The sequence below is a fragment of the Diplocloster hominis genome, assembly GCF_032380655.1.
Taxonomy (GTDB): domain Bacteria; phylum Bacillota; class Clostridia; order Lachnospirales; family Lachnospiraceae; genus Diplocloster; species Diplocloster hominis.
Window position 1 is genome coordinate 60,116 of record NZ_JAWDIY010000023.1, and the last position, 24,213, is coordinate 84,328.

At 49.8% G+C, this 24,213-nt stretch carries 20 protein-coding genes and 1 pseudogene; 13 read left to right on the forward strand and 8 right to left on the reverse strand.

All coding sequences use genetic code 11. From position 1 onward, the window contains the following. Positions 1 to 15 precede the first annotated feature (15 nt). The 4 genes from ABC831_RS18825 (at position 16) to ABC831_RS18840 (ending at position 4,928) form a co-directional block, all read left to right on the forward strand. Positions 16 to 693 (forward strand): response regulator transcription factor, encoded by a 678-nt coding sequence (locus ABC831_RS18825; RefSeq protein WP_343249617.1) that lies wholly within the window; start codon positions 16 to 18, stop codon positions 691 to 693. Positions 694 to 699: 6 nt separating this feature from the next. Then, entirely contained in the window at positions 700 to 1,584 is an 885-nt protein-coding gene (locus ABC831_RS18830) for a sensor histidine kinase (protein WP_343249618.1), read from the forward strand. Positions 1,585 to 1,705: 121 nt separating this feature from the next. Next, a complete protein-coding gene (locus tag ABC831_RS18835; RefSeq protein WP_343249619.1) occupies positions 1,706 to 2,389 on the forward strand; it encodes an ABC transporter ATP-binding protein in 684 nt (227 codons plus the stop codon). Next, on the forward strand, positions 2,382 to 4,928 hold the full coding sequence (locus ABC831_RS18840) for an FtsX-like permease family protein (RefSeq protein ID WP_343249620.1): 2,547 nt from the start codon (positions 2,382 to 2,384) through the stop codon (positions 4,926 to 4,928). Before ABC831_RS18835 ends, ABC831_RS18840 begins: the two co-directional genes overlap by 8 nt. Before the next feature lie 99 nt (positions 4,929 to 5,027). On the opposite strand, the gene ABC831_RS18845 is transcribed toward ABC831_RS18840, so the two are convergent. Both ABC831_RS18845 and ABC831_RS18850 read right to left on the reverse strand, forming a co-directional pair. Beyond that, positions 5,028 to 6,611: a M56 family metallopeptidase gene (locus tag ABC831_RS18845; RefSeq protein ID WP_343249621.1), complete on the reverse strand. Its 1,584-nt coding sequence runs from the start codon at positions 6,609 to 6,611 to the stop codon at positions 5,028 to 5,030. After that, positions 6,608 to 6,979 (reverse strand): BlaI/MecI/CopY family transcriptional regulator, encoded by a 372-nt coding sequence (locus ABC831_RS18850; protein ID WP_343249622.1) that lies wholly within the window; start codon positions 6,977 to 6,979, stop codon positions 6,608 to 6,610. Before ABC831_RS18850 ends, ABC831_RS18845 begins: the two co-directional genes overlap by 4 nt. A 342-nt stretch (positions 6,980 to 7,321) precedes the next feature. Here ABC831_RS18850 and ABC831_RS18855 point away from each other — a divergent pair, with 342 nt between their 5' ends. From ABC831_RS18855 to ABC831_RS18865, 3 genes are all read left to right on the forward strand, one after another. Next, positions 7,322 to 8,800, forward strand: a complete 1,479-nt coding sequence (locus ABC831_RS18855) for a DUF6056 family protein (protein WP_343249623.1) — start codon at positions 7,322 to 7,324, stop codon at positions 8,798 to 8,800. A gap of 83 nt (positions 8,801 to 8,883) precedes the next feature. Beyond that, positions 8,884 to 9,111 carry a hypothetical protein gene (locus ABC831_RS18860; protein ID WP_484840528.1) on the forward strand — a complete coding sequence of 76 codons (228 nt, stop codon included), beginning with the start codon at positions 8,884 to 8,886 and terminating at the stop codon, positions 9,109 to 9,111. Next, positions 9,092 to 9,403, forward strand: coding sequence for a heavy metal-binding domain-containing protein (locus ABC831_RS18865; protein ID WP_158352067.1), 312 nt, complete (start codon positions 9,092 to 9,094; stop codon positions 9,401 to 9,403). Before ABC831_RS18860 ends, ABC831_RS18865 begins: the two co-directional genes overlap by 20 nt. 170 nt (positions 9,404 to 9,573) lie before the next feature. Here the strand turns inward: ABC831_RS18865 and ABC831_RS18870 are convergent, their stop codons facing one another. Both ABC831_RS18870 and ABC831_RS18875 read right to left on the reverse strand, forming a co-directional pair. After that, entirely contained in the window at positions 9,574 to 10,368 is a 795-nt protein-coding gene (locus tag ABC831_RS18870; RefSeq protein WP_343249625.1) for a helix-turn-helix domain-containing protein, read from the reverse strand. Positions 10,369 to 10,540: 172 nt separating this feature from the next. Further along, on the reverse strand, positions 10,541 to 10,822 hold the full coding sequence (locus ABC831_RS18875; RefSeq protein WP_343249626.1) for a GNAT family N-acetyltransferase: 282 nt from the start codon (positions 10,820 to 10,822) through the stop codon (positions 10,541 to 10,543). A 141-nt stretch (positions 10,823 to 10,963) separates the two neighbouring features. Here ABC831_RS18875 and ABC831_RS18880 point away from each other — a divergent pair, with 141 nt between their 5' ends. Next, positions 10,964 to 11,299 carry an MmcQ/YjbR family DNA-binding protein gene (locus ABC831_RS18880; RefSeq protein WP_343249627.1) on the forward strand — a complete coding sequence of 112 codons (336 nt, stop codon included), beginning with the start codon at positions 10,964 to 10,966 and terminating at the stop codon, positions 11,297 to 11,299. Positions 11,300 to 11,304: 5 nt separating this feature from the next. On the opposite strand, the gene ABC831_RS18885 is transcribed toward ABC831_RS18880, so the two are convergent. Both ABC831_RS18885 and ABC831_RS18890 read right to left on the reverse strand, forming a co-directional pair. Further along, on the reverse strand, positions 11,305 to 11,763 hold the full coding sequence (locus ABC831_RS18885) for a YdeI/OmpD-associated family protein (protein WP_343249628.1): 459 nt from the start codon (positions 11,761 to 11,763) through the stop codon (positions 11,305 to 11,307). Between the two features lie 47 nt (positions 11,764 to 11,810). Continuing rightward, positions 11,811 to 12,395, reverse strand: a complete 585-nt coding sequence (locus ABC831_RS18890) for a manganese efflux pump MntP (protein WP_343249629.1) — start codon at positions 12,393 to 12,395, stop codon at positions 11,811 to 11,813. A 317-nt stretch (positions 12,396 to 12,712) separates the two neighbouring features. Between ABC831_RS18890 and ABC831_RS18895 the strand changes: the two genes are divergently transcribed. Both ABC831_RS18895 and ABC831_RS18900 read left to right on the forward strand, forming a co-directional pair. Further along, a complete protein-coding gene (locus ABC831_RS18895; protein ID WP_343249630.1) occupies positions 12,713 to 14,164 on the forward strand; it encodes an alpha-amylase in 1,452 nt (483 codons plus the stop codon). 40 nt (positions 14,165 to 14,204) lie between these two features. Further along, a complete protein-coding gene (locus tag ABC831_RS18900; RefSeq protein WP_343249631.1) occupies positions 14,205 to 15,245 on the forward strand; it encodes a DUF3089 domain-containing protein in 1,041 nt (346 codons plus the stop codon). Positions 15,246 to 15,349: 104 nt separating this feature from the next. On the opposite strand, the gene ABC831_RS18905 is transcribed toward ABC831_RS18900, so the two are convergent. Next, positions 15,350 to 16,159 carry a DUF368 domain-containing protein gene (locus ABC831_RS18905; protein ID WP_343249632.1) on the reverse strand — a complete coding sequence of 270 codons (810 nt, stop codon included), beginning with the start codon at positions 16,157 to 16,159 and terminating at the stop codon, positions 15,350 to 15,352. Between the two features lie 1,657 nt (positions 16,160 to 17,816). Between ABC831_RS18905 and ABC831_RS18910 the strand changes: the two genes are divergently transcribed. After that, positions 17,817 to 18,860: a sensor histidine kinase gene (locus ABC831_RS18910; RefSeq protein ID WP_343249633.1), complete on the forward strand. Its 1,044-nt coding sequence runs from the start codon at positions 17,817 to 17,819 to the stop codon at positions 18,858 to 18,860. Further along, entirely contained in the window at positions 18,857 to 19,570 is a 714-nt protein-coding gene (locus tag ABC831_RS18915; RefSeq protein ID WP_343249634.1) for a response regulator, read from the forward strand. Before ABC831_RS18910 ends, ABC831_RS18915 begins: the two co-directional genes overlap by 4 nt. Here ABC831_RS18915 and ABC831_RS18920 read toward each other — a convergent pair. Next, positions 19,518 to 22,169 (reverse strand): cation-translocating P-type ATPase, encoded by a 2,652-nt coding sequence (locus tag ABC831_RS18920; RefSeq protein WP_425524605.1) that lies wholly within the window; start codon positions 22,167 to 22,169, stop codon positions 19,518 to 19,520. The genes ABC831_RS18915 and ABC831_RS18920 overlap by 53 nt on opposite strands. A 400-nt stretch (positions 22,170 to 22,569) precedes the next feature. Here ABC831_RS18920 and pyk point away from each other — a divergent pair. Next, a pseudogene (gene pyk / locus ABC831_RS18925) lies at positions 22,570 to 23,982 on the forward strand (pyruvate kinase); the annotation flags it as partial. Between the last annotated feature and the right edge of the window lie 231 nt (positions 23,983 to 24,213).

Sequence of the window (24,213 nt, forward strand, 5' to 3'; positions counted from 1 at the left end):
TAAGGTGGGAACGATATGGCGTCTATACTGTTGGTGGAGGATGACCGGACTTTGAGCGAGGGGATCGTGCTGGCGCTGGAGCGGGACGGACATTTTTTTACGCAGTGTTATGATCTGAAGAGCGCGGTGGGGCAGATACAGAAGCGTTCTTTCGACCTGGTGATCCTGGATATCAATCTGCCGGACGGCAGCGGATATTTCCTGCTTTCGAAACTGCGGGAATCCTCGGAGGTTCCGGTTCTGATGCTGACGGCCAATGACCTGGAGAGTGATGAAGTGCTGGGATTGTCGATGGGGGCGGATGACTATGTGACGAAGCCCTTCAGCCTGCTGATCTTGAGGACCCGGGTCCATGTGCTGCTGCGCAGAAGGCCTGTGCCGAAACAGGATGTGTTTGAGACCGGCGAGTATCTGTTTGATTTTCATAGAATGTATTATCTGATTCGCGGGAAGGAGATCATGCTGAACCGGACGGAGCAGAGGCTGTTATATCTTCTGGTGAAGAACAAAGGACAGATTCTGACCAGACAGCAGCTGCTGGAAAATGTGTGGGAGGATGCGGCTGATTCAGTGGAGGAAAACGCACTGTCCGTGGCCATGAACCGGTTACGGCACAAGGTCGAGGAGGATGCGGGCCGCCCCTCCTTTATACAGACGGTCTACGGGATCGGCTATGTCTGGAGGGAGGAGTAAGCAGGGATGGAATTCAGAATGGGACGCACCTACCGGCGGCTGAATGAGATGCTGGATCAGGCGATGGAAGGGAAGTTTGAGGAGAGCCGCTATGACGAGAGCGAACTCTCCAGGCTGGAGGCCAGATGGAAACAATTTCTATCCTCCTCGCAGCTGTCCGCACGGAAGGTGCAGGAAGACCGTCAAAACCTTCAGAGCCTGGTGTCGGATATTTCCCACCAGACCAGGACGCCGTTGTCGAATATTCTGCTTTACACACAGCTGCTGGAAGAAAAAGAGGGGATGCCTGAGGATGCCGGCCGACTGATCGGTGCGGTGAGGGGACAGGCGGAAAAACTGGAATTCCTGATTCAGTCCCTGGTGATGGCATCCCGTCTGGAGAGCGGTATCCTGAAAATAGAGCCGGTGCTGCAGCCGGTCGGACCGGTGGTTTTCGACGCTGCGGCAGCCATAGAGGCCAGAGCCGGAGAAAAACAAATCCGGGTTGTCTTGGAAAAACAGGATTCTTTGAACGGGCAGTTGAAAGGGCAGGAGATTACAGCGGCTTTTGACCGGAAATGGACCTGTGAGGCCCTGTATAATCTGTTGGACAACGCGGTAAAATATACGCACGAAGGCGATACGATCCGGATGGGGATTCAGGAATATGAGATGTTTGTGCGGATATTCGTGGTGGATCATGGAATCGGGATCAGCGAGGATGAACTTGGACAGATTTTCCAGAGATTTTACCGGGGAAAGGATGTGCGGGATAGGGAAGGCGTGGGAATCGGCCTGTACCTGGCCAGAAGTATCGTGGAAAAGCAGGATGGGTATCTGAAGGCGGTATCCTTACCGGAGAAAGGATCGGAATTTTCCATATTTTTGCCAAAATCTTTCGGAAATTCTTAGAATCTGGAAAGATTGTGGAAAGATTTCTTTGTTATAGTCTATTTGTAATTGAAATAGACTATTTTTAATGCCGCTTACGCGGCCCGCCGGCCGGTATAACATAAAGCAGGGAGGATTTATGATGAGCATACTAAAAACAACCCATTTGAGAAAGTATTATGGAGAAGAACCGAATCTGGTAAAGGCTTTGGACGATGTCAATCTGACTGTGGAGCAGGGAGAATTCGTCTCCGTGGTGGGGACCAGCGGCAGCGGAAAATCAACGCTGCTTCATATGCTGGGCGGTCTGGATATTCCTACGTCCGGAGGAGTGTGTGTGGATGGAAAAGAACTATATTCCATGAAAGAGGATGAACTTACGATCTTCCGGAGGCGAAAGATAGGCTTTGTATTTCAAAATTATAATCTGGTTCCGGTGCTGAACGTACATGAAAATATAGTACTGCCCATGGAACTGGACGGAAGCCGTACCGATACAGGTTTTGTGGAGCAGATTATCGAAGTGCTGGGGCTGCAGGACAAGAAAAGCAGCATGCCGAACCAACTGTCCGGCGGCCAACAGCAGCGAGTCGCCATCGCCAGAGCTCTGGCGGCGAAACCGGCGATCATTCTGGCCGATGAACCCACGGGAAATCTGGATTCCCGTACGGGCCTGGACGTCATGGGCCTGCTTAAGATAACCGGCCAGAAGTTTGGTCAGACTATCGTGATGATTACCCATAATGAAGAATTGGCACAGATGGCCGGCCGGATCATCCGGATCGAGGATGGCAGGATAGCAGGAGGCGGTGAGACAGATGCGTAGGGTAAAGAACAAACAAACCATCCGCAGGCTGGCAATGCGCAGTTATAAAGCGGCGGGTACCCGAAACCGGATTGCTGTGATCGCGGTCACGCTGACTACCCTTTTATTTACCAGCCTGTTTACGATCGGAAGCGGAGCGGTCTATTCCATTCAGCGCAATACTGTGCGCCAGTCCGGAGGAGACGGTCACGCGGTATTAAAGTATATCACCGACCAGGAGTACCAGGATATCAGGAATCATCCGCTGATCCGTAAGATCAGTTATAACCGGATCATCGCGGACAGTGTCGATAATCCGGAGTTCCTGAAGCGGCGGGTGGAAATGTACTATATGGATGATACCGGCCGGAAGCTGGGATTTTGTGAGCCAACTGTCGGAAGGGCTCCGGAGAAAGAAAATGAAATCATTACGGATACCCGGACCCTGGAATTACTGAAAGTGCCAAAAGAGATCGGGGCAGCGGTTCCCCTGACCTATACAGCGAAGGGAAAGCAGTATACCGAAGAGTTTAAGCTTTCCGGTTACTGGGAAAGTGACCCGGTCTTCAATGTGGGCTATGTGATCGTATCAAAGGCGTTTCAGGATACCCATGTACAGATGCTGGCTTATGAAGGAAACATGGAACAGGGGATGGCTGGAGCCATCAATTCCTACCTGATGTTTGGGAATACGTTCCGAATGGAAGAAAAACTAAGGCGGATCATTACGGAGAGCGGCTATACGACAAGATTCGAGGGGGAACAAAGGGAGGCGCTGTCCACAGATATAGATTGTAACGTGAACTGGGCTTACGAGATGGGGGAATTTACCAATCTCGGCACGGCCACGGCAATATTGCTTGGATGTTTATTGATTCTGCTGACCGGATACCTGATTATTTATAATATTTTCCAAATATCCGTATTGAGGGATGTCCGGTTCTATGGATTGCTAAAGACGATCGGGACGACCAGGCGGCAGATTAAGAAGATCATTACCATGCAAGCGCTAAGAGTGTGTCTGACCGGTATCCCGGCCGGACTGATATTGGGCTATGGTGCGGGTGCGGCCGCCCTTCCACTGATCACTTCCAGTATGCTGGCGGTGGATGCCAGTATAAAACCAAATCCTGTAATTTTTGCGGGTGCGGCGTTGTTCAGCCTGCTGACAGTCTGGATAAGCACGAGAAAGCCAGGAAAGATAGCGGCAGGAGTCAGTCCTGTGGAGGCCTCCAGATATACCGGAATGAAAAAAAGCCGCAAAAACAAAGAAAAAGAGCGGACGGACGGCGGAAAACTATGGCGAATGGCTTTATCCAATCTGGGGAGAAGCAGGAGCAGGACGATCCTGACGGTGATATCCCTGGCGCTTAGCCTGGTTCTGCTGAATTCAATCGTGACCATATCCCGGGGATTCGACATGGACAAATATCTGTCTCATTTTATGAAAACAGACGGCCTGATCGCGCATGCGCAGTACTTTAATTATGAATATCGGGGGGAAGAAAAGGACACAGTCAGCGAATATACGGTTCGTGCGGTGGAAAACAGACAGGAATTCCTGGATGGCGGACGGATCTATTACGACCGCGGTATTCTGGTCACGGTGAAAGATCCGAAGGTTCAAGCGGGAGATTTGAATTATAACGGAATGCCCATGGAAAATTTCCAGATAGAGGAAGGAGAGTATTACGCGTCCCTATATGGTATGGATTCATTTAATATCGGGAAACTGGACGTAATAGAAGGGGAGCTGGATGAAGAAAAGCTGGCCACCGGCAGATATGTGATCGTCGGGGTGACAACGGATGATAAGGGGAAACCTGCCCTCGAAAATCAGCATTTTCACACAGGAGATCAGATATCCTTAAATAACCGGGGAGACAAAAGGGAATTTGAGGTTCTGGCAGTGAATGCCATTCACGTTTATGGTGAGACCACCCGGAATTCCGACGAATACACTTTTATTCTTCCTTCCGATGTGTATCGGGAGTTTACAGGATCAGATGAGGTGATGAGCTATACCTTTGATGTGAAACCCGGGAAGATACAAAGCATGACGGAGTTTCTGGCGGATTATACCGGGAACACGGAACCGGAGATGTCCTATGAGACAAAACAGTCCTATGCCGGTGAATTCCGGGAAATGCAGTATATGCTGCTGCTGGTCGGGGGGGCTCTGAGCTTTATCATTGGTCTGATCGGTATCCTGAATTTTATAAATTCCATACTGACCAGCATCCTGTCCAGAAAGCAGGAATTCGCTATACTGACCAGTATCGGTATGACCCGAAAGCAGATGCAGAAGCTGCTGGCCTGTGAGGGACTTTACTATGCCGCAGGTACCGGTATTACCGCACTGCTGTTGGGAATCCTGACATCCGTTATCGTGATTGGCCAGGGAGGAGGCTCGATCTGGTTTTTCAGTTACCACTTTATGATCTGGCCGCTGCTGGCCTGCATACCGTTACTGTTTCTTCTGGGAGTCCTGGTGCCGGTTTTGGCTATGCGGGGGATGGTAAAAGAAAGTGTGGTCGAGCGGTTAAGGGAGATTGAATAAATAAGAACAATTGTAAAAGCCGGCAAACAAAAGGGGACATGTACAAACTGGTTTTTCCCAAATCATTTTATTGATTTTTGAAAAACCAGTTTATTGATTTTAACGAGTGACCGGATGGACATAGGGATAATAATTCTGCAAAGTTGAGACATCTGCCGACTTCCCTTTATAAGTCTTAAGCCATTCGTTATAACCCGGGTTATCCCAGACGGTTCCGTCCTGGAATGTAACCTGTTTTACACAGAACAGGCCATAGGCTACCTGATTGGGTCCGCCGTCCCCGACCTTGGGCCATCCGGTCATCTTTTCGCCGTCATACAGAGACCACCCGCCGACCGGATCTGACGTCTGACCGGGCTTAAGTGTCGTATCATCCTCCACAAGCCAGTCATAAGTGTACTCCGAACTGGAATCCGGTAAAAACCACTTCAGTTTCAGAGGATTCCCGGATTCATCATAAGCCAGCATACAATACTGGGTATCGACCACCGTCCGATCCGTTAGATTCGTGAGAATATTATGGAGATAAGGCCATCCGTCATCATAATAACGAAGTTCAACGTTTTCAAAGACAATTGCCTGTTCCTGCTGCTCCCCAGCCGGTTCCGTCCCGGCCATATCATGGTGATCAGCCGAAGCAGCCGGACTTTGTTCGGGGAGTTTATTTTGCCTGCCGGCCGGAGTCTGTATGATCTCACGATCCGGATTCGGTTTGATATCAGCGCTGCTGGAAGTTGCAAAACCGATCGTGATGCCGATAATGAGTGCGATAGAAACAAGCGCTGCCCAAAAGGACGACTTTTTATATTTCATAATTGCTTTCATCCTTTCTTCGATTGCAAATCTACTAAAACTATTGGCAAAAGGCACGAGCCCTCCTTTTTGTTCCTCCATGCTGATCAGAGTCATAGCATAAGGGTAGCGCGACGTCTGTCCCAGCGCACACAAGACAGCTTCATCACAGGACAATTCCAGATCCCGGTTGGCGATCACATACATTATCCAGACAAACGGATTAAACCAGTGCACGCACAGGGCGGCAGTCAGAAGAAACTTAGTCAGCCCGTCAAAACGCCTCACATGTATGTGTTCATGAAGCAGAATATAATCCAATTCCTGAACATCCCAGACTTTTTGTTTCGGAAGAAGTATGACGGGCCTGAGAATACCATAGCTAAGAGGAGCCCTAAGCCGGCTGCACTGGCGTACCACCAGCTGCCTGATCAGATCATGTTCCATCAGCCATTTCGAGACCGCATCGCTCTCCAGCGGCAGTGCTTCCGCAAACACCCGCCGGCATCGGATATAGCAGACAAGGAAATACATCGCACACAGCAGCCCTCCAGCAAGCCATAGCAAACCCAACACTGTAACCAATGAAAAAGGGTCAGCCTGGGACCCAAGACCCGATAATCCACCAGTATCAGCCTTGCCAGCATGATTTAACGGAAGGAGATTACCGACCGTTGTATCCGCCGCATATCCATGCGCCCCTTTCTGATCGATCATTGAATATATACTGACCGGGGAAGGAAAAGAAATCGGAATCAGCAGCCGCGCCAGCACGATCCACCACAACACCAGAAAAGTCTTTTTCGGCAGCCGATGAAGCAGCAACAGCCGTACAGCGGCAACCAGGGCGATCATGATCCCTGCAGACACGCTCATCCGCACAAGTGTCATTCCATATCACCTCCGGACCCGCCTACTATCTGTCTTAGTCTTTCAATCTGCGCGGCAGACAGATTTTTCCGGCCAAGCAGGGAAGCGAACAACTTATCGACAGAGCCGTCAAAAACCTTATTAATCAGCTCATCGGTCTCCTGTTCCTGTACCTGTTCTTTTAAAATAAGGGCATGGCAGACAAAATGCGGTTCCCTGCGCTCAATCGCCCCCTTCTTAATACACCGCTTAATCAGTGTATAAGTAGTATTCACATTCCATCCAACCTGATCCTTAAGCACATCCGCAATATACTTAGCTGTAACATCCCCCTCCTTCCAAACCACATCCATCACTTTCAATTCCGAGTCAAACAATTTTATAGACATACCGACACCTCCTAAATACCTGAACCCAATACTTTAATTCATACTACCACAGTAGTATTCCATACGGCCATACTACCACAGTCTTACGAAAAAGTCAATACTACCACAGTAGTATAAAAAGAATCTCAGTCATCACCAACGCAGGAGAGGGAAGGGCCTTTGCGCCCGGTGCCGCTCCCCGCCTCTTCCCTCTCCGGACCCGATACCCCCCGTTAAGATATATTAACGCTCCTTAAATATGAGGTTTCGCCTTGCATATTTTCTGCAAAGGAGGTAATATGAGTAAGATATTATGAAACGGCGCAGAATAAAAGCGCAGTGAATGTACAACTGGAGGTAAAGATGAACGAAAAAGTAAAAAAATTTGCCGGAAGCGAATATCTTCCTTTGCTGATTCTGGGTGTGGCTTATTTTGCTATCCATCTGGTAGTACCCAAGATCGCAGATGATATTTCGACATATGATGCTTATAAGAACGTGGATTTTTTTTCCCCCTCTTTTCTGTGGTTTATGGTGAAGGACTGGTATTTTAACTGGTCATCCAGAATATTTCTGGATTTCTCTATGGATTTCTTCAATATGGCTCCTCAGTTTATCTGGGTGATCCTGGATGTCCCTTCGATCATTTTATTGATCTATTCCATTTCCCGTATATTTCCCGCGAAACACAGGACTGCCTGTATGTGGGTGCTGGTGGGCTTTTTCTTCCTGTATGAATTCATCAATCTGGGCGGGACAGGCTTTATCACAGTAACAGTGACCTATCTGTGGCCTCCGGCACTGGGAATGTATTCGATTCTGCTGACCAAACGGCTCCTGACCGGGGAGAAAGTGCGCATGTGGCAGTATATCCTGGCTGCGCTGGGACTTGTGTATGCGACGAACCAGGAGCAGATGTGCGGGATCGGTCTGGTGCTCTTTACCTTCTGCTTTATCTATCAGTGGGTAAAAAAACAGCCCAGGCTCTATATCGGTATACAATGGTTGATTACCGCGGCGAATTTTATCAACTTCGCCACCTGTCCCGGAAATGCACAGAGGGCGATTTCGGAAGAGGCGAATTATTATGTGGGATACAGTACGATTTCCTTTTTCAATAAGATCCGTATGGGGATCTATGCCACCGGTATGAAGCTGCTGATCGGAAACTGGCTGTTTTTCATGTTTGCCATTCTGCTGGCGGTGCTGGTGATCCGCAAACAAAAACAGCTGTGGAAGAGAATCGTGGGTCTGATTCCGTTGGGGATTGCCGTCGTTTTCGGCCCTCTGGCCCCTTACGCAGCCCGGATATTCTGGGTGATCGACCGGATTCCCGACGGAGGAACCCTTTATGGTGATCCGTCAGCGATCGGCACGGTGATGGTCGGCAGGGAGATCTTGATGTTTGTGCTGATCCTGATCGCGGCAGTCACGGTTCTGTTAGCCCTGTACTGGATTTTCGGTAAATCCACGCTTACCTGGTGCCTGATGTTCGCGGTGATCATGGGGTATGCCACCCGTGCGGTTATGGGATTTTCCCCGACGATCTGGGTATCCGGCGAGAGAACCTATTTCTGGATGCATGTGGCTTTGATGTTCTGCAGTTATGTGATGTTTGATGAGGTACTGAGTACGGTGGAAGGGAAATATGAATCCCTGGCGCTTATGGCCGTCGGTACGCTTCCGGTGTCAGGAGTCCCCCAGACGGTTTATTACTGGGTGATGATCGCGGGACTCTATCTGAAAAGGTCCCTTTCCTTCGCCGCGACTTATATGATCGTGCTGTGGATACCGGCTGTGGTGCAGTATTTCGAAAGCTTTCAATTTATCTCTCATCTTTGATGGAATACGAAATTGTAGTGGATAACAGTAGAGCAGCGTGGTATAATGTGAGTGTTCCAAAATACCAGAAATAGGAGGGGGATATACGGATGCATAGAAAAAAACTGATTGCCCCTATCATCATTGCGGTGCTCTTTGTTCTCTATCTGACCGGCCTTTTGGTTTTGTGGACGAACTTTTACCTGCCTTTGCCTGCAAAAGTCATTGGTATGGTGATTCTGTTGGCGCTGGCGGCTGTGATGATCTTCGTGCTGGTAGAAAGAATCCAAGAGATAAGGAGTGGAGAAGAGGATGATCTTAGTAAATACTGATTACATTTCTGGAAAAAATTTGTCCATGCTGAGTCTGGTAAAGGGAAGTACCATTCAGTCCAAGAATATTGGGCGGGATATTACCCAGAGCTTTAAGACGATCGTGGGCGGCGAACTGAAGGCCTATAACGATATGATGAATGAGGCCAGGGCACTCGCCACCAAGAGAATGGTGGAGGAAGCGGAGCAGATGGGCGCGGATGCCGTAGTCAATGTCCGTTATGCCTCTTCAGCGATCATGCAGGGAGCAGCCGAAGTAATCGCTTACGGGACGGCTGTAAAGTTTGTATAGGATACTTACGTATAAATGAAACCAACGTAGGAATAGAACCGCATCAAAGAATTGACAGAAATACGAAGGGCCGATGTAAAGGCTGCTGCGGTCAATGTGGCCGCCGGCTATATTTACATCGGTCCTTCTTCGGATTTTTCAATCGGTATCAGATTGATAAGAAATAGGTCTTAATTCTGAAAGAACAGGGTCAAAATCTTCAGTATGAAGGAGGGCGTCCCGGGAAATTCACCGAGAATTATTTCCCGGAACTGGGCAGCGCTAAGCGATTGCATTTGCCTGTGACCGGCTATTTCAATGATGCCGGATGCCTGATCGCCTACAGCGATATGCGCATTGGCATAACCGCCGACCGCTACGCGGGAGGCTACCGCGCAGCCACCGACGGAATAGATACCGACACAGAGACCTCCTGCGGCGAAGAGGCCTACGGCGACTCCGCCTACCGCCAGAATGCCTACGGCGACAGCCCCGAAGACAACGGCTCCGATACCGAGGGCGGACAGCACGAGAAGTCCGGCGCTGATGCAGCCAAGGGATAGGATACCGGCGCTGATAATTCCCAGGGAAATCAATCCAACTGCGATATTCCCGATGGCAAGAATCCCTTTGGCGCGGTAAAATCCCCTTCCCAGATTGATGTGAACCAGAGGGAGACCGAAAAGGGTCCGCTTACTCTTATATTCATAATGAGGCTGATAAATCCGATAAGGAATGCCAATAGTCTGCGGTTCTGAGTCTGCGCCGTCCGTAGAAGCGCTGACTTCCCCGGTATCCTTCAGCAGATGATCCAGGGAAACCTGGAAGTATTCACTTATGGCGACCAGATTGCTGACATCGGGGGTCGAGGACCCGGTTTCCCATTTCTGGACGGCCTGCCGGGACACACCCAGATGGCCGGCCAGGTTTTCCTGAGACAGGCCGCGTGCTTTTCGCAGCTGATAGAGTTTTTCTGAAAATGTCATTTTTCCCTCCATGTGTGTATTGTAATATATTTATCACGTCATGAGAATGGTAACAGAAAGAACCGTAAGCGGCTACCATCCCGGGTAAATAATTTGACAACCAGTGGTTGCAATCCGCTTAACAGCTGCGTTTTGTGCTAAAAGATGACGGGGCAAAGAATGACAGGACCCATCAATGGTCTTTGCACAGAATGTCCTGGAACTCAGGATGTTTCCCGAACCAGTGAGCGGCGTAAGAGCAGGTGCAGACACATTTTAGATTCGATGAGCGGATCTGTTCAGCCGCTGCCTGTACTAACTGGCCGGCGATCCCCCTGCCTCCAAGACTTTCGTCTACAAACGTATGATTGATATTGACGATGTGATCCGTCACTTCCGGGAATGTGATTTCAGCCAGAAGTTTTCCGGATTCATCATTCAGGTAAATGCGGTTTGTTTCACGGATAAAATCCATTTTAATACCTCCTTAACATCGCGCCTGACACAGCGGATTTTCTGAATGTTTCTGTGAGGGACATGCATTCAGTTTACAACAGTTTCAGCGAACACACAATATAGGAAAGATCGAAGAGGAAAACTTTCCGCAGGAGAACTTATGAAAACGAGAGAAGAGGCAATTGCCTTCTGTAAAGGATTTCCGGATGTCTATGAAGACTATCCTTTCCACGATCAAAACTGGACCGTAATGCGGTATGAGAAGAACCGGAAAAGCTTTGCATTTATTTATGAGCGGCAGGGAGCGGTCTGGATCAATGTAAAATGCCCGCCTGACTGGATCGAATTCTGGCGGAATGCGTTTACGGGAGTCGTACCTGCTTATCATATGAATAAGAAATACTGGAATTCTATTATCCTGGATGGCAGTATACCGGATTCGGAAGAGAAACGAATGATTTCAGAAAGCTATGACCTGGTAACCGGTGGGAGATAGCGGTTTTATTTCAGCTTTTTCCCCTCTTTTAACCGTTCCACGGCCTGAGCGGTCCTGCGGGACCGGGTATCTTCTTTTTTCGCATCCGTAATCCAGCGGATATAGTCCCGTCTGGATGAATAGGAGAGAGAGTCAAAAAAAGCGGCTGCCTGCGCATCGTTTCTAAGAGCGTTTCGAAAGGCTTCCGGCAATTCCAGGACTCTTTTTTCTTCGTCTTTTTCCAGAGTGACATGAACCATGTCACCAAACCCTTTCCCGATCTTTGCCCGGATTTCCCTGGTGATGCCGATCATATAGCAGCCGCCCATTCGTACCAGGGAGCCGCGGTATTCGATACCGTCAAAGGTGGCTCTTACCTTTACACGTTTCGCGCCGAATACTTCATATACGTCAAAGGGAGGTTCGATATAGCCGCCATTGATCCCTTCGTGTTGTTTGATTACTGCGTCAAATTCCTGTTTCATGTCTGCCTCCGGTTCATGCCGATCATTATCTGTATGGCAATTCCTTTTTATAGCCTAAGGATACCCAAATGTTCCAATAATATTTTCGTACCCAGACAGATCAGAATAATTCCGCCCAAGAATTCCGCTTTGGCCTTATACCGGGAGCCGAAGGCATTTCCAATCCTGACACCCAGCATGGACAGCACAAATGTGATAATGCCGATGAAGGAGATGGCAGGAACAATGCGTACCTGCAGAAAAGCAAACGTGATGCCTACCGCCAGCGCATCGATACTGGTAGCCAGCGCCAGAATCAACATGGTTCGAACGCTTAAGTCCGCGTCAGCGTCAGCGCAGCCGCACGCTTCACAGCCGCCCCCCTTGCGGGCTTCCAGTATCATATTGACACCGATGGCTCCCAGCAGGAGGAAGGCGATCCAGTGATCGATACTGGTGATCTGTTTTTGAAAGTTAACACCCAGAAGATAACCGACGGCCGGCATGGCCGCCTGGAAAAAACCAAAATATAGGCCAACCAGCGCGGCCTTTCGAAGTGTAATCTTTTTCATGGACAAGCCCTTACAGACAGCTACTGCGAACGCATCCATGGAAAGCCCTACGGCCAGTATAAAGAGTTCGGCAAAATTCATAATAGTCCCCCCAAACTCACGCCATCCTATCGATTGGCAGTGAATGACACAAACAAAATAACTATATCACATAGTTTACCGGTATTGCAATAAGATATGCGGGAGAGGATTTGCGCTTTTTTGGGGGGTATTACATAAAAATACATTTGAAACATTTCCTTTGAAGTTTTGAAACATTGAAACATTTCCCATAAAACCTTTTGCTGAACCATCCGGAATATGTTATAATTTTACAAATTGCGACAGATGGTCAGACCTGACATCTGATGAAAGAACAGAGAATGTATGAGTGGAAAAGCCCATGCATGGAGGATAAAATGAGTCAAAACGGAACGATGTTACAGCTATTCGAGTGGTATCTGCCTGCCGATGCTTCGCATTACCGCAGGATCGCTGCGGATGCCGCCGCACTTTCGAATGCGGGAATTACAGCCGTATGGCTGCCGCCGGCGTACAAAGGAGCGGCCGGCAGATCGGATGTGGGGTACGCGGTATACGATCTCTATGATCTGGGAGAGTTTGATCAAAAGGGAGGCATTCCCACCAAATACGGAACCAGACAGGAATATCTGGATGCCATTCAAAGCCTTAAGGCGCAGGGCATACAGGTATACGCGGATATCGTGCTGAATCACCATATCGGAGCGGACGCGTCTGAGGACGTCAGAGTTCGGGAAGTAAATGAAAAAAACAGAAATGAAATCACTTCGCAGGAGGAGACGATCCGGGCCTGGACTGTTTTCAATTATCCCGGCCGGGCCGGCAAATATTCGGATTTCACCTGGAATCATAACCATTTTGACGGCATAGACTGGGATGAACAGTCCCGCAGAAACCGAATTTTCCAATTTGCCGGTAAGCATTGGGAAGGAGAGGTGGATGCGGAAAATGGCAATTATGATTATCTGATGGGAGCGGATGTGGATTTTGAAAATCCAGAGGTACTGCAGGAATTGGACAGATGGGGAAAGTGGTACCTGGATACCACGGGAGTGGACGGCCTGCGGCTGGATGCGGTGAAGCACATCAATGCGGACTTCTATCAGCACTGGCTGCCCATGCTCCGGGAACATACCGGAAAGGAGCTGTTTGCGGCAGGAGAGTACTGGAGTCCGGAAGTGGCGCGTCTGGAGCAGTATCTGGGCAGAGTGGACGGGAATATGTCCCTTTTTGATGTCCCGTTGCACTTTCATCTGTACCAGGCAAGTATCCAGGGAGAGCAGTATGATTTCAGAGGGCTGTTTCCCGGTACGCTGGCAGGGGAAAATCCCTGCCGGGCTGTTACCTTCGTGGATAATCATGACACGCAGCCCGGGCAGGCACTGCAGTCCTTTGTCCAGGCCTGGTTTAAGCCCATTGCATACGCACTGATTCTTTTAAGGGAGGCGGGGTATCCATGTGTGTTCTATGGTGATTATTATGGGATACCTCATGATGGGATAGATGCGGTGGAAGGCCTGTCACGGCTGCTGGAAGCCCGGGCAAAGCTGGCCTATGGTCCACAGCATGATTATATCGATGATCCCCGTGTGATAGGCTGGACCAGAGAAGGGGACCAGGAGCATGAGGGGTCCGGAACCGCGGTGCTGCTGTCCAATGGAGCAGGAGGCAGTAAGCGTATGTATGTGGGGAACAGATTCAAAGGAAAGATTTTCCGGGATTATATGGGAAAATGTGAGGATAAAGTAATGATTCAGGAGGATGGAACCGGGGTTTTCCATACAGCGGGCCGGTCGGTTTCGGTTTGGTATGAGTGCGCAGCAGAATAGATGGAGAAGGAATAGGATTTACAGAGCGGTCGGAGTATTGTTGGCAGTCTTATATCTGGGAGGAAGCGCTGGATGCGGGCAGAGCGAACGCAGCAGCCAGTTCCAGAAAAAAGAGACTGCCACGAAGAGTCTGGCATCCAACGGGGATCTGATGATGCGGACCGATTATTCAGATGAGAATAACTGGCTCTCCCTGCCAAAGTACCAGGATAAGCAGGTGGATATCTTCTATGTGTATCCTACGGCCTGGGGAATGCCGGAGGGAAGCACATCGGTAGTGAGTACTATTGACAATGAAAAAATGCGCCATACCGCGGCGGGGAATTTTGAGACACAGGCCACCGCATTTCAGCCGGTGGGGAATATTTTTGCCCCCTTTTACCGGCAGCTGGACGCGGGATTCATCCTCAGCAAGTCGCCGCTGATAGAGATGGCCTATATCGGCGTGACGCCATATGCGGATATTGCGGATTCCTTTGATTATTATATCAAACATTATAATCATGGCAGGCCATTTATACTGGCGGGCCATTCTCAGGGAAGCATGGTATTAAAAGAATTATTGATGGTATATATGAAGGAACATCCGCAGGTACAGGAGCGGATGGTCGCGGCATACCTGCTGGGTTTTTCCGTTACGGAGGAAGATATGCAGAGAAATCCCCATCTGAAATATGCAGAAGGGCCTGATGACACAGGCGTGATTATCTCCTTTAACACAGAAGCGCCGGGCCTGACGGTGGAAAATAAAACCGTACTGGAAGGGGCGCTGACGATCAATCCCATTACCTGGACCAGATCAGAAACCACAGCCTCCGCTTATTTAAGCAAAGGTTCCAGAATCCGGGACGGCGAGGACTACATGGATATCTTCCATTTCGCGGACGCTGCCGTGAATCAGGAACGGGGAACGGTAATGTGTTCCACGGTCGATCCCCAGGAGTTCAGAAGCGGAAGCTCGGATCTGTTTCCTCTGGGGGTATACCACGCATATGATTACCAGTTTTACTATTATGATATAAGGGAAAATGCCCGGAACCGGGTGGAACATTATTTCCAAAATGCGCAGACGGGAAATTAACCGGGCGCTGTATGGAAAATGAAAATATAATCAGCCAGTGGCACCGATCGGCAGAACCGCATCGGCTGCCACTTTTTGATTTCATGGGAACCTGTTCCTATGAATCAGCTTTCCAAAGCAGATAATTTCCGGATTATGAAGAATCCAATGAAAAAGAGCAGCGGACAGAACACCCATTCCAGACCCGAAGGCAATCCCGGAAAGACCAGAATAACAGCGCCGATCACAAACCCGAGTATCACCAGATAAGAGGCCTTCGTATAATGATCCAGCACATATTCCAACAGCCTGGTAGTCAAAATGATACCGGCAATTCCGCCGATCCCCAGCGGGAGCAGATAGGGCAGGTGCAGTGTCGTGATCGCATACATCGTGTCCTCATACATGCCCAGCATGAGCAGCATATAAGAGACGCTGATACCCGGCAGAACCAGGGCGACTGCAGTGATGATTCCGGCCAGTCCCAGCATGAAAAAATGAGTTAAACCGCTGCCGGCACGGCTCCCAAACAAACCGGCCGGCAAAAGGTTCATCAGATAGACCAGCAGGATACCAATAAACGGATAAAAAACGACGCCGAACGAAAACTTTTTCACATCGGCTTTACGAAATATCATCGGAATACTGCCGGCTACAGCCCCCATAAAAAAATACATGGACGGCAGGTGGAATGTGTCTACCAGGAAGAGAAGAGGTTTCGCAAAAAGTAACATACCCAGTAGAGCGCCGGCAGTAAAAGTAATAAGAAATAGCAGATTTTGGCGGATATCTTTCAAAAAGGAACTTACACTTCGTATCAGGGCATCATAAATTCCAAGAATCATGGCCATAGAACCGCCGCTTACTCCGGGAACCAGCAGGGAACCTCCAACAATAATGCCTTTCCCAAATACAACTAAATGAGGTTTTTTCATAAAATACTCCTTCATTTAGGATACCGCCCGATCAAAAGTGAGTACATTGAAAGCTTTACTATTTTACCATGCTACCACACTAAAACACAAGGGGATATCCTATTTCTTTATAAAAATTTTATATTTACAGGTACTGTTTGCAGATATAGGGCTGAGGCCAGAGCTGAGGGCCGGGAGGAGCGGGACGGGGCGTGGACTTTCAGAACCGGGCGGGGCATCCCGCGGGGGAAAATCGCTTCGGCCGGACCTAAGATCGGCTAACTCCGAAGTCGGGAGAACCTCTTATTAGCAGGGCCCGGAACAAACTCGCCAAAGGGCGGCTCGGACAGTGTTCCGGGGGTTCTTTCTGAGAGTTGGGTATAGCCTGGTAGCCGGAATGCCCACATACTTATACATTAAGCCGGTTGCGGGCATTCCGGCTACCAGGCTATACCCAACTCTCAGAAAGAACCGTTCCGGGCCCTGCGAGGTTCTCCCACCTTCTGCGTAAGCAGATCTAAGGCCCGGCCTCAAGCGATTTGCCCCCGCGGGATGCCCCGCCCGGTTCTGAAAGTCCACACCCCGTCCCGCTCCTCCCTGCTTTATAAAAGGCCTTTTTCCATGTTCTGATAGGTATGAAGGATCTCATTTGTTATATGTGTCCTTCTCTTTTTTAATTGCAATACCGCTTTGTACATTTGTACTATTATGGTAAAACATTAGTAATAGTACATTATTTGTTCTGCAATAGTACAATATCGATACTATAGTAGCAGTACATTATTCGTGTTATGATAGAACAATTTTAGAACAATAATTGAACTATAATAGAACTATAATTGCATAATTTTAAAACTGCTATATTACAATTTTATAGCTGCTATCCTACAGCATTCGTATGATATTTGTTCAACAACAGCCCTACAAGTTAGCATCCTCAAAATATAATAAAGTATTTTGAAGGATAATAATTAAGAGAATCTATTCTGCTAAACGTATACTTTCCAATAATTAAAAAACTTATCATTCTCTTTATTTACATTATGTTATAACGCTTTCATTCAGACCGCACTTTTCGTACATCAATTAAAAAATATAAAACAGATCTCCTGTGAATTTCCCAACACCGCATAAGAGCACAACCGCCTTGAGCCGGTACCAATGCAGGCGGGAAAAGGGGGCGGAAGGGGAGGCACCGGTCCTCTGCGGGCTAACGCTTCGGGGCGGGCTTCTCGCTATGGATGGGGGCTGGGCTTCTCGCGGGGGCAAATCGCTTGAGGCCGGGCCTTAGATCGGTTTACGCAGAAGTCGGGAGAACCTCGCAGGGCCCGGAACACTGTCCGAGCCGTCCTTTGGCGAGTTTGTTCCGGACCCTGCTAATAAGAGGTTCTCCCGCCTTCGGAGTTAGCCGATCTTAGGTCCGGCCGAAGCGATTTGCCCCCGCGAGAAGCCCAGCCCCCATCCATAGCGAGAAGCCCGCCCCGAAGCGTTAGCCCGCAGAGGACCGGTGCCTCCCCTTCCGCCCCCTTTTCCCGCCGTCCCCATTGTCCCCATCGTCCCCAGTCCCCATCGTCCCCAAAGCGCATTCTTAACAACATTTTAGCGAAGAAACCTTGGTATCCCGCTCACATCTATAGTATAATGCTATGAAGATTAAAGTATGAAAGGGGGCTTCCCGGTGGAGATCTGGAAAGACGGCCTGAAAACATTCTTGCTGCTGGCAGCGGCCACATTGCTGAATTATGCGGTAATGCAGCTGACGGACAGTCCGTATAATGTGGCAATTATTTATCTGCTGGGGATTATGCTGACAGCCAGGTTTACCAAGGGATATTTTTGGGGGATCGCGGCGGCTATCATCAGTATCGGGTGTATTAATTTCTTTTTTACCTATCCGTTTATGGCCTTGAATTTTTTCCTTCAGGGGTATCCCATTGCATTTATAGTAATGTTGTCTGTGGCGCTGCTTACCAGTACCATGATGACCAATATCCGCAAACACCAGGAGCTGGTGATCGAGACGGAGAAGGAAAAGACCAGGGCAAACCTGCTGCGTGCGGTTTCCCATGACCTGCGCACACCTCTGACCAGTATCATTGGTTCCAGCGCCACTCTCCTCGAGAACCGGAGGATGCTGGATGAAGAGGAGCAGAATGAAATGCTGGGGCAGATCCATGAGGATGCCAACTGGCTGCTGCACATGGTGGAAAACCTGCTGTCCGTAACCCGGATTCATGATGACCAGGTAAAAGTGACGAAGGTATCAGAACCGGCGGAAGAGGTGGTGTCGGAGGCTGTGGCGCGGCTGAAAAAGCGGTATCCGCAGGCGCAGATCGATGTGACTGTCCCGGTGGAGTTCCTGATGGTGCCGATGGATGCCACACTGATCGAGCAGGTCATCATTAATCTGCTGGAAAATGCGGTGAAATATTCCGGTTCTAAGAAGCCGGTGGGACTGGCAGTGGAGAAGAACGGGAATACTGCGGTATTTCATGTGCGGGATTATGGTGTCGGCTTGAGCACCACCCAAATGGAAACCCTGTTTGACGGGCTTTCGAATCCCCAGGGGGATTCCGTGGATAAGACAAAAGGAATGGGGATCGGCCTGTCGATCTGCCAAACGATCATACATGCCCATGGAGGCGGGCTAAATGCTGTCAATCATTCGGAAGGGGTGGAATTTATCTTTACCCTTCCGCTGGAAGGAGGAACAACTATATGAACAGGAAAATATCGGCCCTGATCGTAGAGGATGAACAGAATATCTGTAATTTCATCACCACTACGCTGTTGGCAAATGAATATAAGGTGCTGAAATGTGCCTCAGGGGAGGAGGCCTTGTCCATGATTCCCTCCTATTGTCCGGAGATCGTTCTGCTGGATCTGGGGCTGCCGGATATGGATGGAATGGAAATTATCCGGCAGGTGCGGGAGTGGTCGGCGGTACCGATTATCGTGATCTCAGCCAGGACCCAGGAAAAAGAAAAGGTGCGGGCGCTGGATCTGGGAGCGGATGACTATATCACCAAACCTTTCGGGACATCGGAACTGCTGGCCCGGATCCGTACAGCCATGCGCCACAGCAGCAGGGCGGGAGGCGGTTTGAGCGGCCCGAACCAGAAGTTTATGGCGAAAGATTTCTGCATCGATTTTGATAAGCGGATAGTCAGCGTGGGAGGACAGGAGGTGCACCTGACCCAGATCGAATTCAAACTGGTATCCCTGCTGGCTCAGAACGCCGGACGCGTGCTGACCTATGACTCCATCATATCGAAAATCTGGGGGCCTTATGCGGGCAGCAATAATCAGATCCTCCGGGTAAATATGGCGAATATACGCCGCAAGATCGAGAAAAACCCGGGAGACCCCCAGTATATTTTTACCGAGGTCGGTGTTGGATATCGTATGATAGAAGAGGACGGGGAGTCCTGATGGCCTGCCGGATCACTTTTATAAGCTGGATCAGCAGAGTCGGAAGGAAAGCCAGCACATAGATCAGGCACAGTTCGGTGATATCAGGCTTACTTACGGAGAATAACCGCTGCAGGCCCGGTATCATCAGAACGGCGTTCAGAAGCAGAAAGCCTGCGCCGAACGCGGCGATGCTGTATTTGTTGGAGCCAAGGCCAATTTCAAAGATGGATCTTTGATTCCGGCAGTTAAAGCCGTGGAACAGCCTGGCCAGGGTCAGTGTGGCAAAGGCCATAGTGCTTGCCATAGCGGTGCCGCCCCGGTTCATGCCGATAAAATAGGCGATCATCGTGAAGATACTGAGCAGCATTCCCTGCCAGAGTACGGCAGTGAGAAAATCTCCGGTTAAAATGCCCTGCTTAGGATTGCGGGGCTTTTGTTTTAACAGCCCCCGCTCTGCGGGCTCCATACCTATGGCCAGGGCCGGCAGACTGTCGGTCAGCAGGTTGATGAACAACAGATGGACCGGGGCGAACGGTACCGGAAGCGCCATAAGGAAAGTGAACAGTACACATAAGATGCCGGCTGTGTTCCCGGATAACAGGAACTGGATGGCATTTTTTATATTCTGGTACACGTTACGGCCGTTGGCCACCGCCTTGATGATGGTGGCGAAGCAGTCGTCTGTCAGGATCATGGAGGCGGCGTCTTTGGATACCTCTGTGCCGGTGATGCCCATAGCTACCCCGATGTCCGCTTTTTTTAAGGCCGGCGCGTCATTGACTCCGTCTCCGGTCATGGCGGTGATATGTCCCCGGCGCTGCCAGGAATCTACGATCCGGATTTTATGCTCGGGGGAAACCCGGGCGTACACGCTGATGCGCGGCAGCTTTTCATCCAGCTCTTTTTCCGTCAAGCGGTCCAGTTCAGTACCCGTCAATGCCAGATCTCCGGCCGTGTAAATGCCCAGCTGCTGCGCGATGGCGGTGGCGGTAACTTTATGGTCTCCGGTGATCATGATGGTACGGATTCCGGCTTCCCTGGCCTGTGCTACCGCATCTATGGATTCCGGTCTGGGAGGATCGATCATGGAGACCAGCCCCAGAAAGATGAAGTCCGCCTCCTGGTCAAGGGTGAGCCCCCCGGTGTCCGGAAGATAACGTAAGGCCAGGGCCAGTACCCGGAGCCCCTGCTCGGAAAAATTCTGATTCTGATATAGGATTTCCGCCTTGTCTACAGCCGTTAACGGCCGCGGGCCTTCCTCCGTCAGGATGCTGACGGCTTTTTCCAACAGGATGTCGGGGGCGCCTTTGGTCAGCAGTACCGGCTGGCTGTCTATGATGTGGGCGGTACTCATGAGCTTCCGGTCAGAGTCAAAGGGCAGTTCGCCAAACCTGGGATAAGACTTCCGTAATTCTGCCGGATCGGTCTGCAGCTTTATCCCCATATGCAGAAGCGCGATTTCCGTAGGATCACCGATCTGCTTCCCATCGGCGATGGCGCTGTCATTGGTCAGAAGTGCGGTATATAAGAAATATTTGTGAACCGGGGAAGTAAGATTCAGTTTATGATAATCCAAAACCTGCCCGCCCAGGTAACAGGACTGTACAGTCATTTTATTCTGGGTCAGAGTACCTGTTTTGTCGGAACAGACAATGGAGACACAGCCCAGGCTTTCCACTGCTTTGAGATCTTTGATGATCGCATGTTCCCGGACCATTTTCTGGGTCCCCATAGCCTGTACGATCGTGACAATGGAACTTAAGGCTTCCGGAATGGCGGCTACGGCCAGTGCTACGGCAAACATCAGGGAGTCCAGTATGGGCATATCCCGGTACAGGCTCATGAGGAAGATGATTCCGCACAGAGCCAGAATGGCGAAGGCAAGGCGGCTGCCGAACTGATCCAGGCTTACCTGGAGAGGAGTTTTCTTTTCTTTGGTCTGATTCATGAGGGATGCGATTTTGCCCAGTTCCGTATCCATACCGGTAGCGGTAACCACAGCCGACCCTCTGCCGTAAGTGACCAGCGAACCGGAGAATACCATATTCTTCTGATCGCCCAGAGCGACTTCCTGTTGGGAAAGCACCACATCCAGCTTTTCCACCGGTACGGATTCACCGGTCAGGGAGCTTTCATTGACCTGAAGGGAATGACTGTCTATGATCCTTGCATCCGCACTGATCAGGTCACCGGCTTCCAGCATCAGGATATCACCAGGAACGATCTGGCTGGCCGGAATCTCGATTTTAGTGCCGTCTCTCATGACTTTGGCCGCGGGTGCGGATAAGGCTTTCAGACTGTCCAGGGACTTTTCCGCCTTCATATGCTGTACCGTACCTAGAATGGCGTTCAGAATGATGACGGCAAAGATCACCAGGGTACTCTCAAGGTTTCCGGAGATCATGGAGATCACCGCGGCACAGATGAGGATGAGAACCAGAAGATCCTGAAACTGCTTCAGGAAGATGAGAAAGGGACTGACTTTCTTGGATTCTGTCAGGGTATTGTGTCCATATTCCTCCAGCCTTTTTATTGCCTGCTGGCTGCTCAGGCCATCGGGAATGGTATGAAGGGATTCTAACACCTCATGCTGTGACTGATTGAAATATTTCATAATAAACTCCTCCTTTTGGAAATGCGAACCGTGGAACACATTCCTATAGAATAAAAAAAGACCTCCAACGTACCCAATCCTTGATCGGATACGTTAAAAGTCTTGTTACCGGATACGGTATGACCTGCCAGGCCTTACAGGGCCGGGATTGTTGACAGGACATTTGTAACTACTCCCTTTTAACTTAGCTGCATTATATCGGACATTGTCCGCCGGGTCAACCACTTTTTATTTTTCTTTACATTTTTTTAACGACGGGACGAGGCATTTCATGTTACAATTGGTTTGGGTAAATCCGCGTATGATTAAAATCGGAATTTCCACCCAAACTTATAAGCAGGAAGGTTCCATGAATTTTTTCCATAGAATTTATGGCACAGTAAATGCGTAATTGGAGGTTAATATGAGAAAAACCAAAATAGTATGTACCCTGGGTCCGGCCACGGATGATGATCAGATTTTGAGGCAGCTGATGCTGGAAGGCATGGATGTCGCCAGATTTAATTTTTCACATGGCGATCACGGGCAGCACGAGCGGAACCTGACACGGATCCGAAAGCTTCGGGAGGAGCTGAATCTCCCTATAGCTGCCCTGCTGGACACCAAGGGGCCGGAAATACGGATCGGTACTTTTCCCAATGGTCCGGTAGTATTGGAAAGAGGACAGCAGTTTACGCTGACGGTCAACGAAGTCGATGGGGATGCGCACCGGGTTTCTATCACCTATAAAGAACTGGTCAGGGATATCGAAGTGGGGACGAGAATTCTGATCGATGACGGGCTCATCGAGATGAAGGTATTAAGCTTCGATGATACGGATATCCTGTGCGAAGTAATCAACGGCGGAACCATATCTGACCGTAAGGGCGTTAATGTGCCCGGGGCAAACTTAAGTATGCCATACATCAGCGATAAAGATTATGAGGATATCGTATTTGGAATTGAAAAAGGTTTTGATTTTATAGCCGCATCTTTTGTCCGGACAGCGGATGATGTCCTGCAGATCCGGAAAATTCTGGAGGACCATCATTGTGACAGCATCAATATCATATCTAAAATTGAAAATTTGCAGGGTGTTAAAAATATAGATGAGATCATAGAAGTCTCTGACGGCATTATGGTCGCCAGAGGGGATATGGGAGTGGAGATTCCGCTGGAAGATGTCCCCATCGTCCAGAAGATGATCATACGGAAAGTATATAATGCGGGAAAACAGGTGATCACCGCTACCCAGATGCTGGACTCCATGATCAAGAACCCCCGTCCTACCCGGGCGGAGGCAACGGACGTGGCCAATGCAATCTATGACGGAACCAGCGCGATCATGCTGTCCGGAGAGACAGCCGCGGGCCTGTATCCGGTCGAAGCCGTAAAAACCATGGTAAAGATCGCGATCAAGGCGGAAGAGAGTATCGACTACCGGACCCTGTTCAAAAACAGGGAATCGGTGAATAATCCGGATATTACCAATGCCATCTCCCATGCCACCTGTATGACAGCGGTGGATCTGAATGCCTCGGTGATCATCACCGTGACCAAATCAGGAAAGACGGCCCGGATGATATCCAAGTACCGTCCGCCCTGCCCGATTATCGGAGGCAGTACTTATGGTTATGTCTGCAGGCAGTTAAACCTGTCCTGGGGTGTGATACCCATCATGATGCGGGAAGAGCGCAACACAGACGAACTGTTCCACCATGCGGTGGAAGCCACCAGAAGGGCGGGATACCTGAAGGAAGGGGACCTGACCGTCATCACGGCCGGGGTACCGCTTGGAATGTCGGGTACGACGAATTTGATTAAGGTACAGACCGTTTAACAGAGCGTAGACAGGATTTTGTGGACGAAGGTCCGGGAAGGGAGGGAGGCGGTCCGGCCTTTGGAACCGGGCGGCGAATCCCGTGGGGCCAAATCACTTCGGCCGGACCTAAGAATGGCTAACTCCGAAGGCTGGAGAACCTCTTATTGGCAGGGCCCGGAACAAACTCGCCAGAGGACGGCTCGGACAGTGTTCCAGGCCCTGCGAGGTTCTCCAGCCTTCTGCGTA

What these genes read in the sequence shown, in the direction of transcription:
- ABC831_RS18870 (WP_343249625.1), bottom strand. Translation starts at nt 10,368, where the DNA reads ATGACATTTTCAGAAAAACTCTATCAGCTGCGAAAAGCACGCGGCCTG.
- ABC831_RS18885 (WP_343249628.1), bottom strand. Translation starts at nt 11,763, where the DNA reads ATGAAACAGGAATTTGACGCAGTAATCAAACAACACGAAGGGATCAAT.
- ABC831_RS18840 (WP_343249620.1), top strand. Translation starts at nt 2,382, where the DNA reads ATGCGTAGGGTAAAGAACAAACAAACCATCCGCAGGCTGGCAATGCGC.
- ABC831_RS18830 (WP_343249618.1), top strand. Translation starts at nt 700, where the DNA reads ATGGAATTCAGAATGGGACGCACCTACCGGCGGCTGAATGAGATGCTG.
- ABC831_RS18865 (WP_158352067.1), top strand. Translation starts at nt 9,092, where the DNA reads ATGATCTTAGTAAATACTGATTACATTTCTGGAAAAAATTTGTCCATG.
- ABC831_RS18895 (WP_343249630.1), top strand. Translation starts at nt 12,713, where the DNA reads ATGAGTCAAAACGGAACGATGTTACAGCTATTCGAGTGGTATCTGCCT.
- ABC831_RS18855 (WP_343249623.1), top strand. Translation starts at nt 7,322, where the DNA reads ATGAACGAAAAAGTAAAAAAATTTGCCGGAAGCGAATATCTTCCTTTG.
- ABC831_RS18915 (WP_343249634.1), top strand. Translation starts at nt 18,857, where the DNA reads ATGAACAGGAAAATATCGGCCCTGATCGTAGAGGATGAACAGAATATC.
- ABC831_RS18845 (WP_343249621.1), bottom strand. Translation starts at nt 6,611, where the DNA reads ATGACACTTGTGCGGATGAGCGTGTCTGCAGGGATCATGATCGCCCTG.
- ABC831_RS18850 (WP_343249622.1), bottom strand. Translation starts at nt 6,979, where the DNA reads ATGTCTATAAAATTGTTTGACTCGGAATTGAAAGTGATGGATGTGGTT.
- ABC831_RS18835 (WP_343249619.1), top strand. Translation starts at nt 1,706, where the DNA reads ATGAGCATACTAAAAACAACCCATTTGAGAAAGTATTATGGAGAAGAA.
- ABC831_RS18905 (WP_343249632.1), bottom strand. Translation starts at nt 16,159, where the DNA reads ATGAAAAAACCTCATTTAGTTGTATTTGGGAAAGGCATTATTGTTGGA.
- ABC831_RS18875 (WP_343249626.1), bottom strand. Translation starts at nt 10,822, where the DNA reads ATGGATTTTATCCGTGAAACAAACCGCATTTACCTGAATGATGAATCC.
- ABC831_RS18880 (WP_343249627.1), top strand. Translation starts at nt 10,964, where the DNA reads ATGAAAACGAGAGAAGAGGCAATTGCCTTCTGTAAAGGATTTCCGGAT.
- ABC831_RS18825 (WP_343249617.1), top strand. Translation starts at nt 16, where the DNA reads ATGGCGTCTATACTGTTGGTGGAGGATGACCGGACTTTGAGCGAGGGG.
- ABC831_RS18890 (WP_343249629.1), bottom strand. Translation starts at nt 12,395, where the DNA reads ATGAATTTTGCCGAACTCTTTATACTGGCCGTAGGGCTTTCCATGGAT.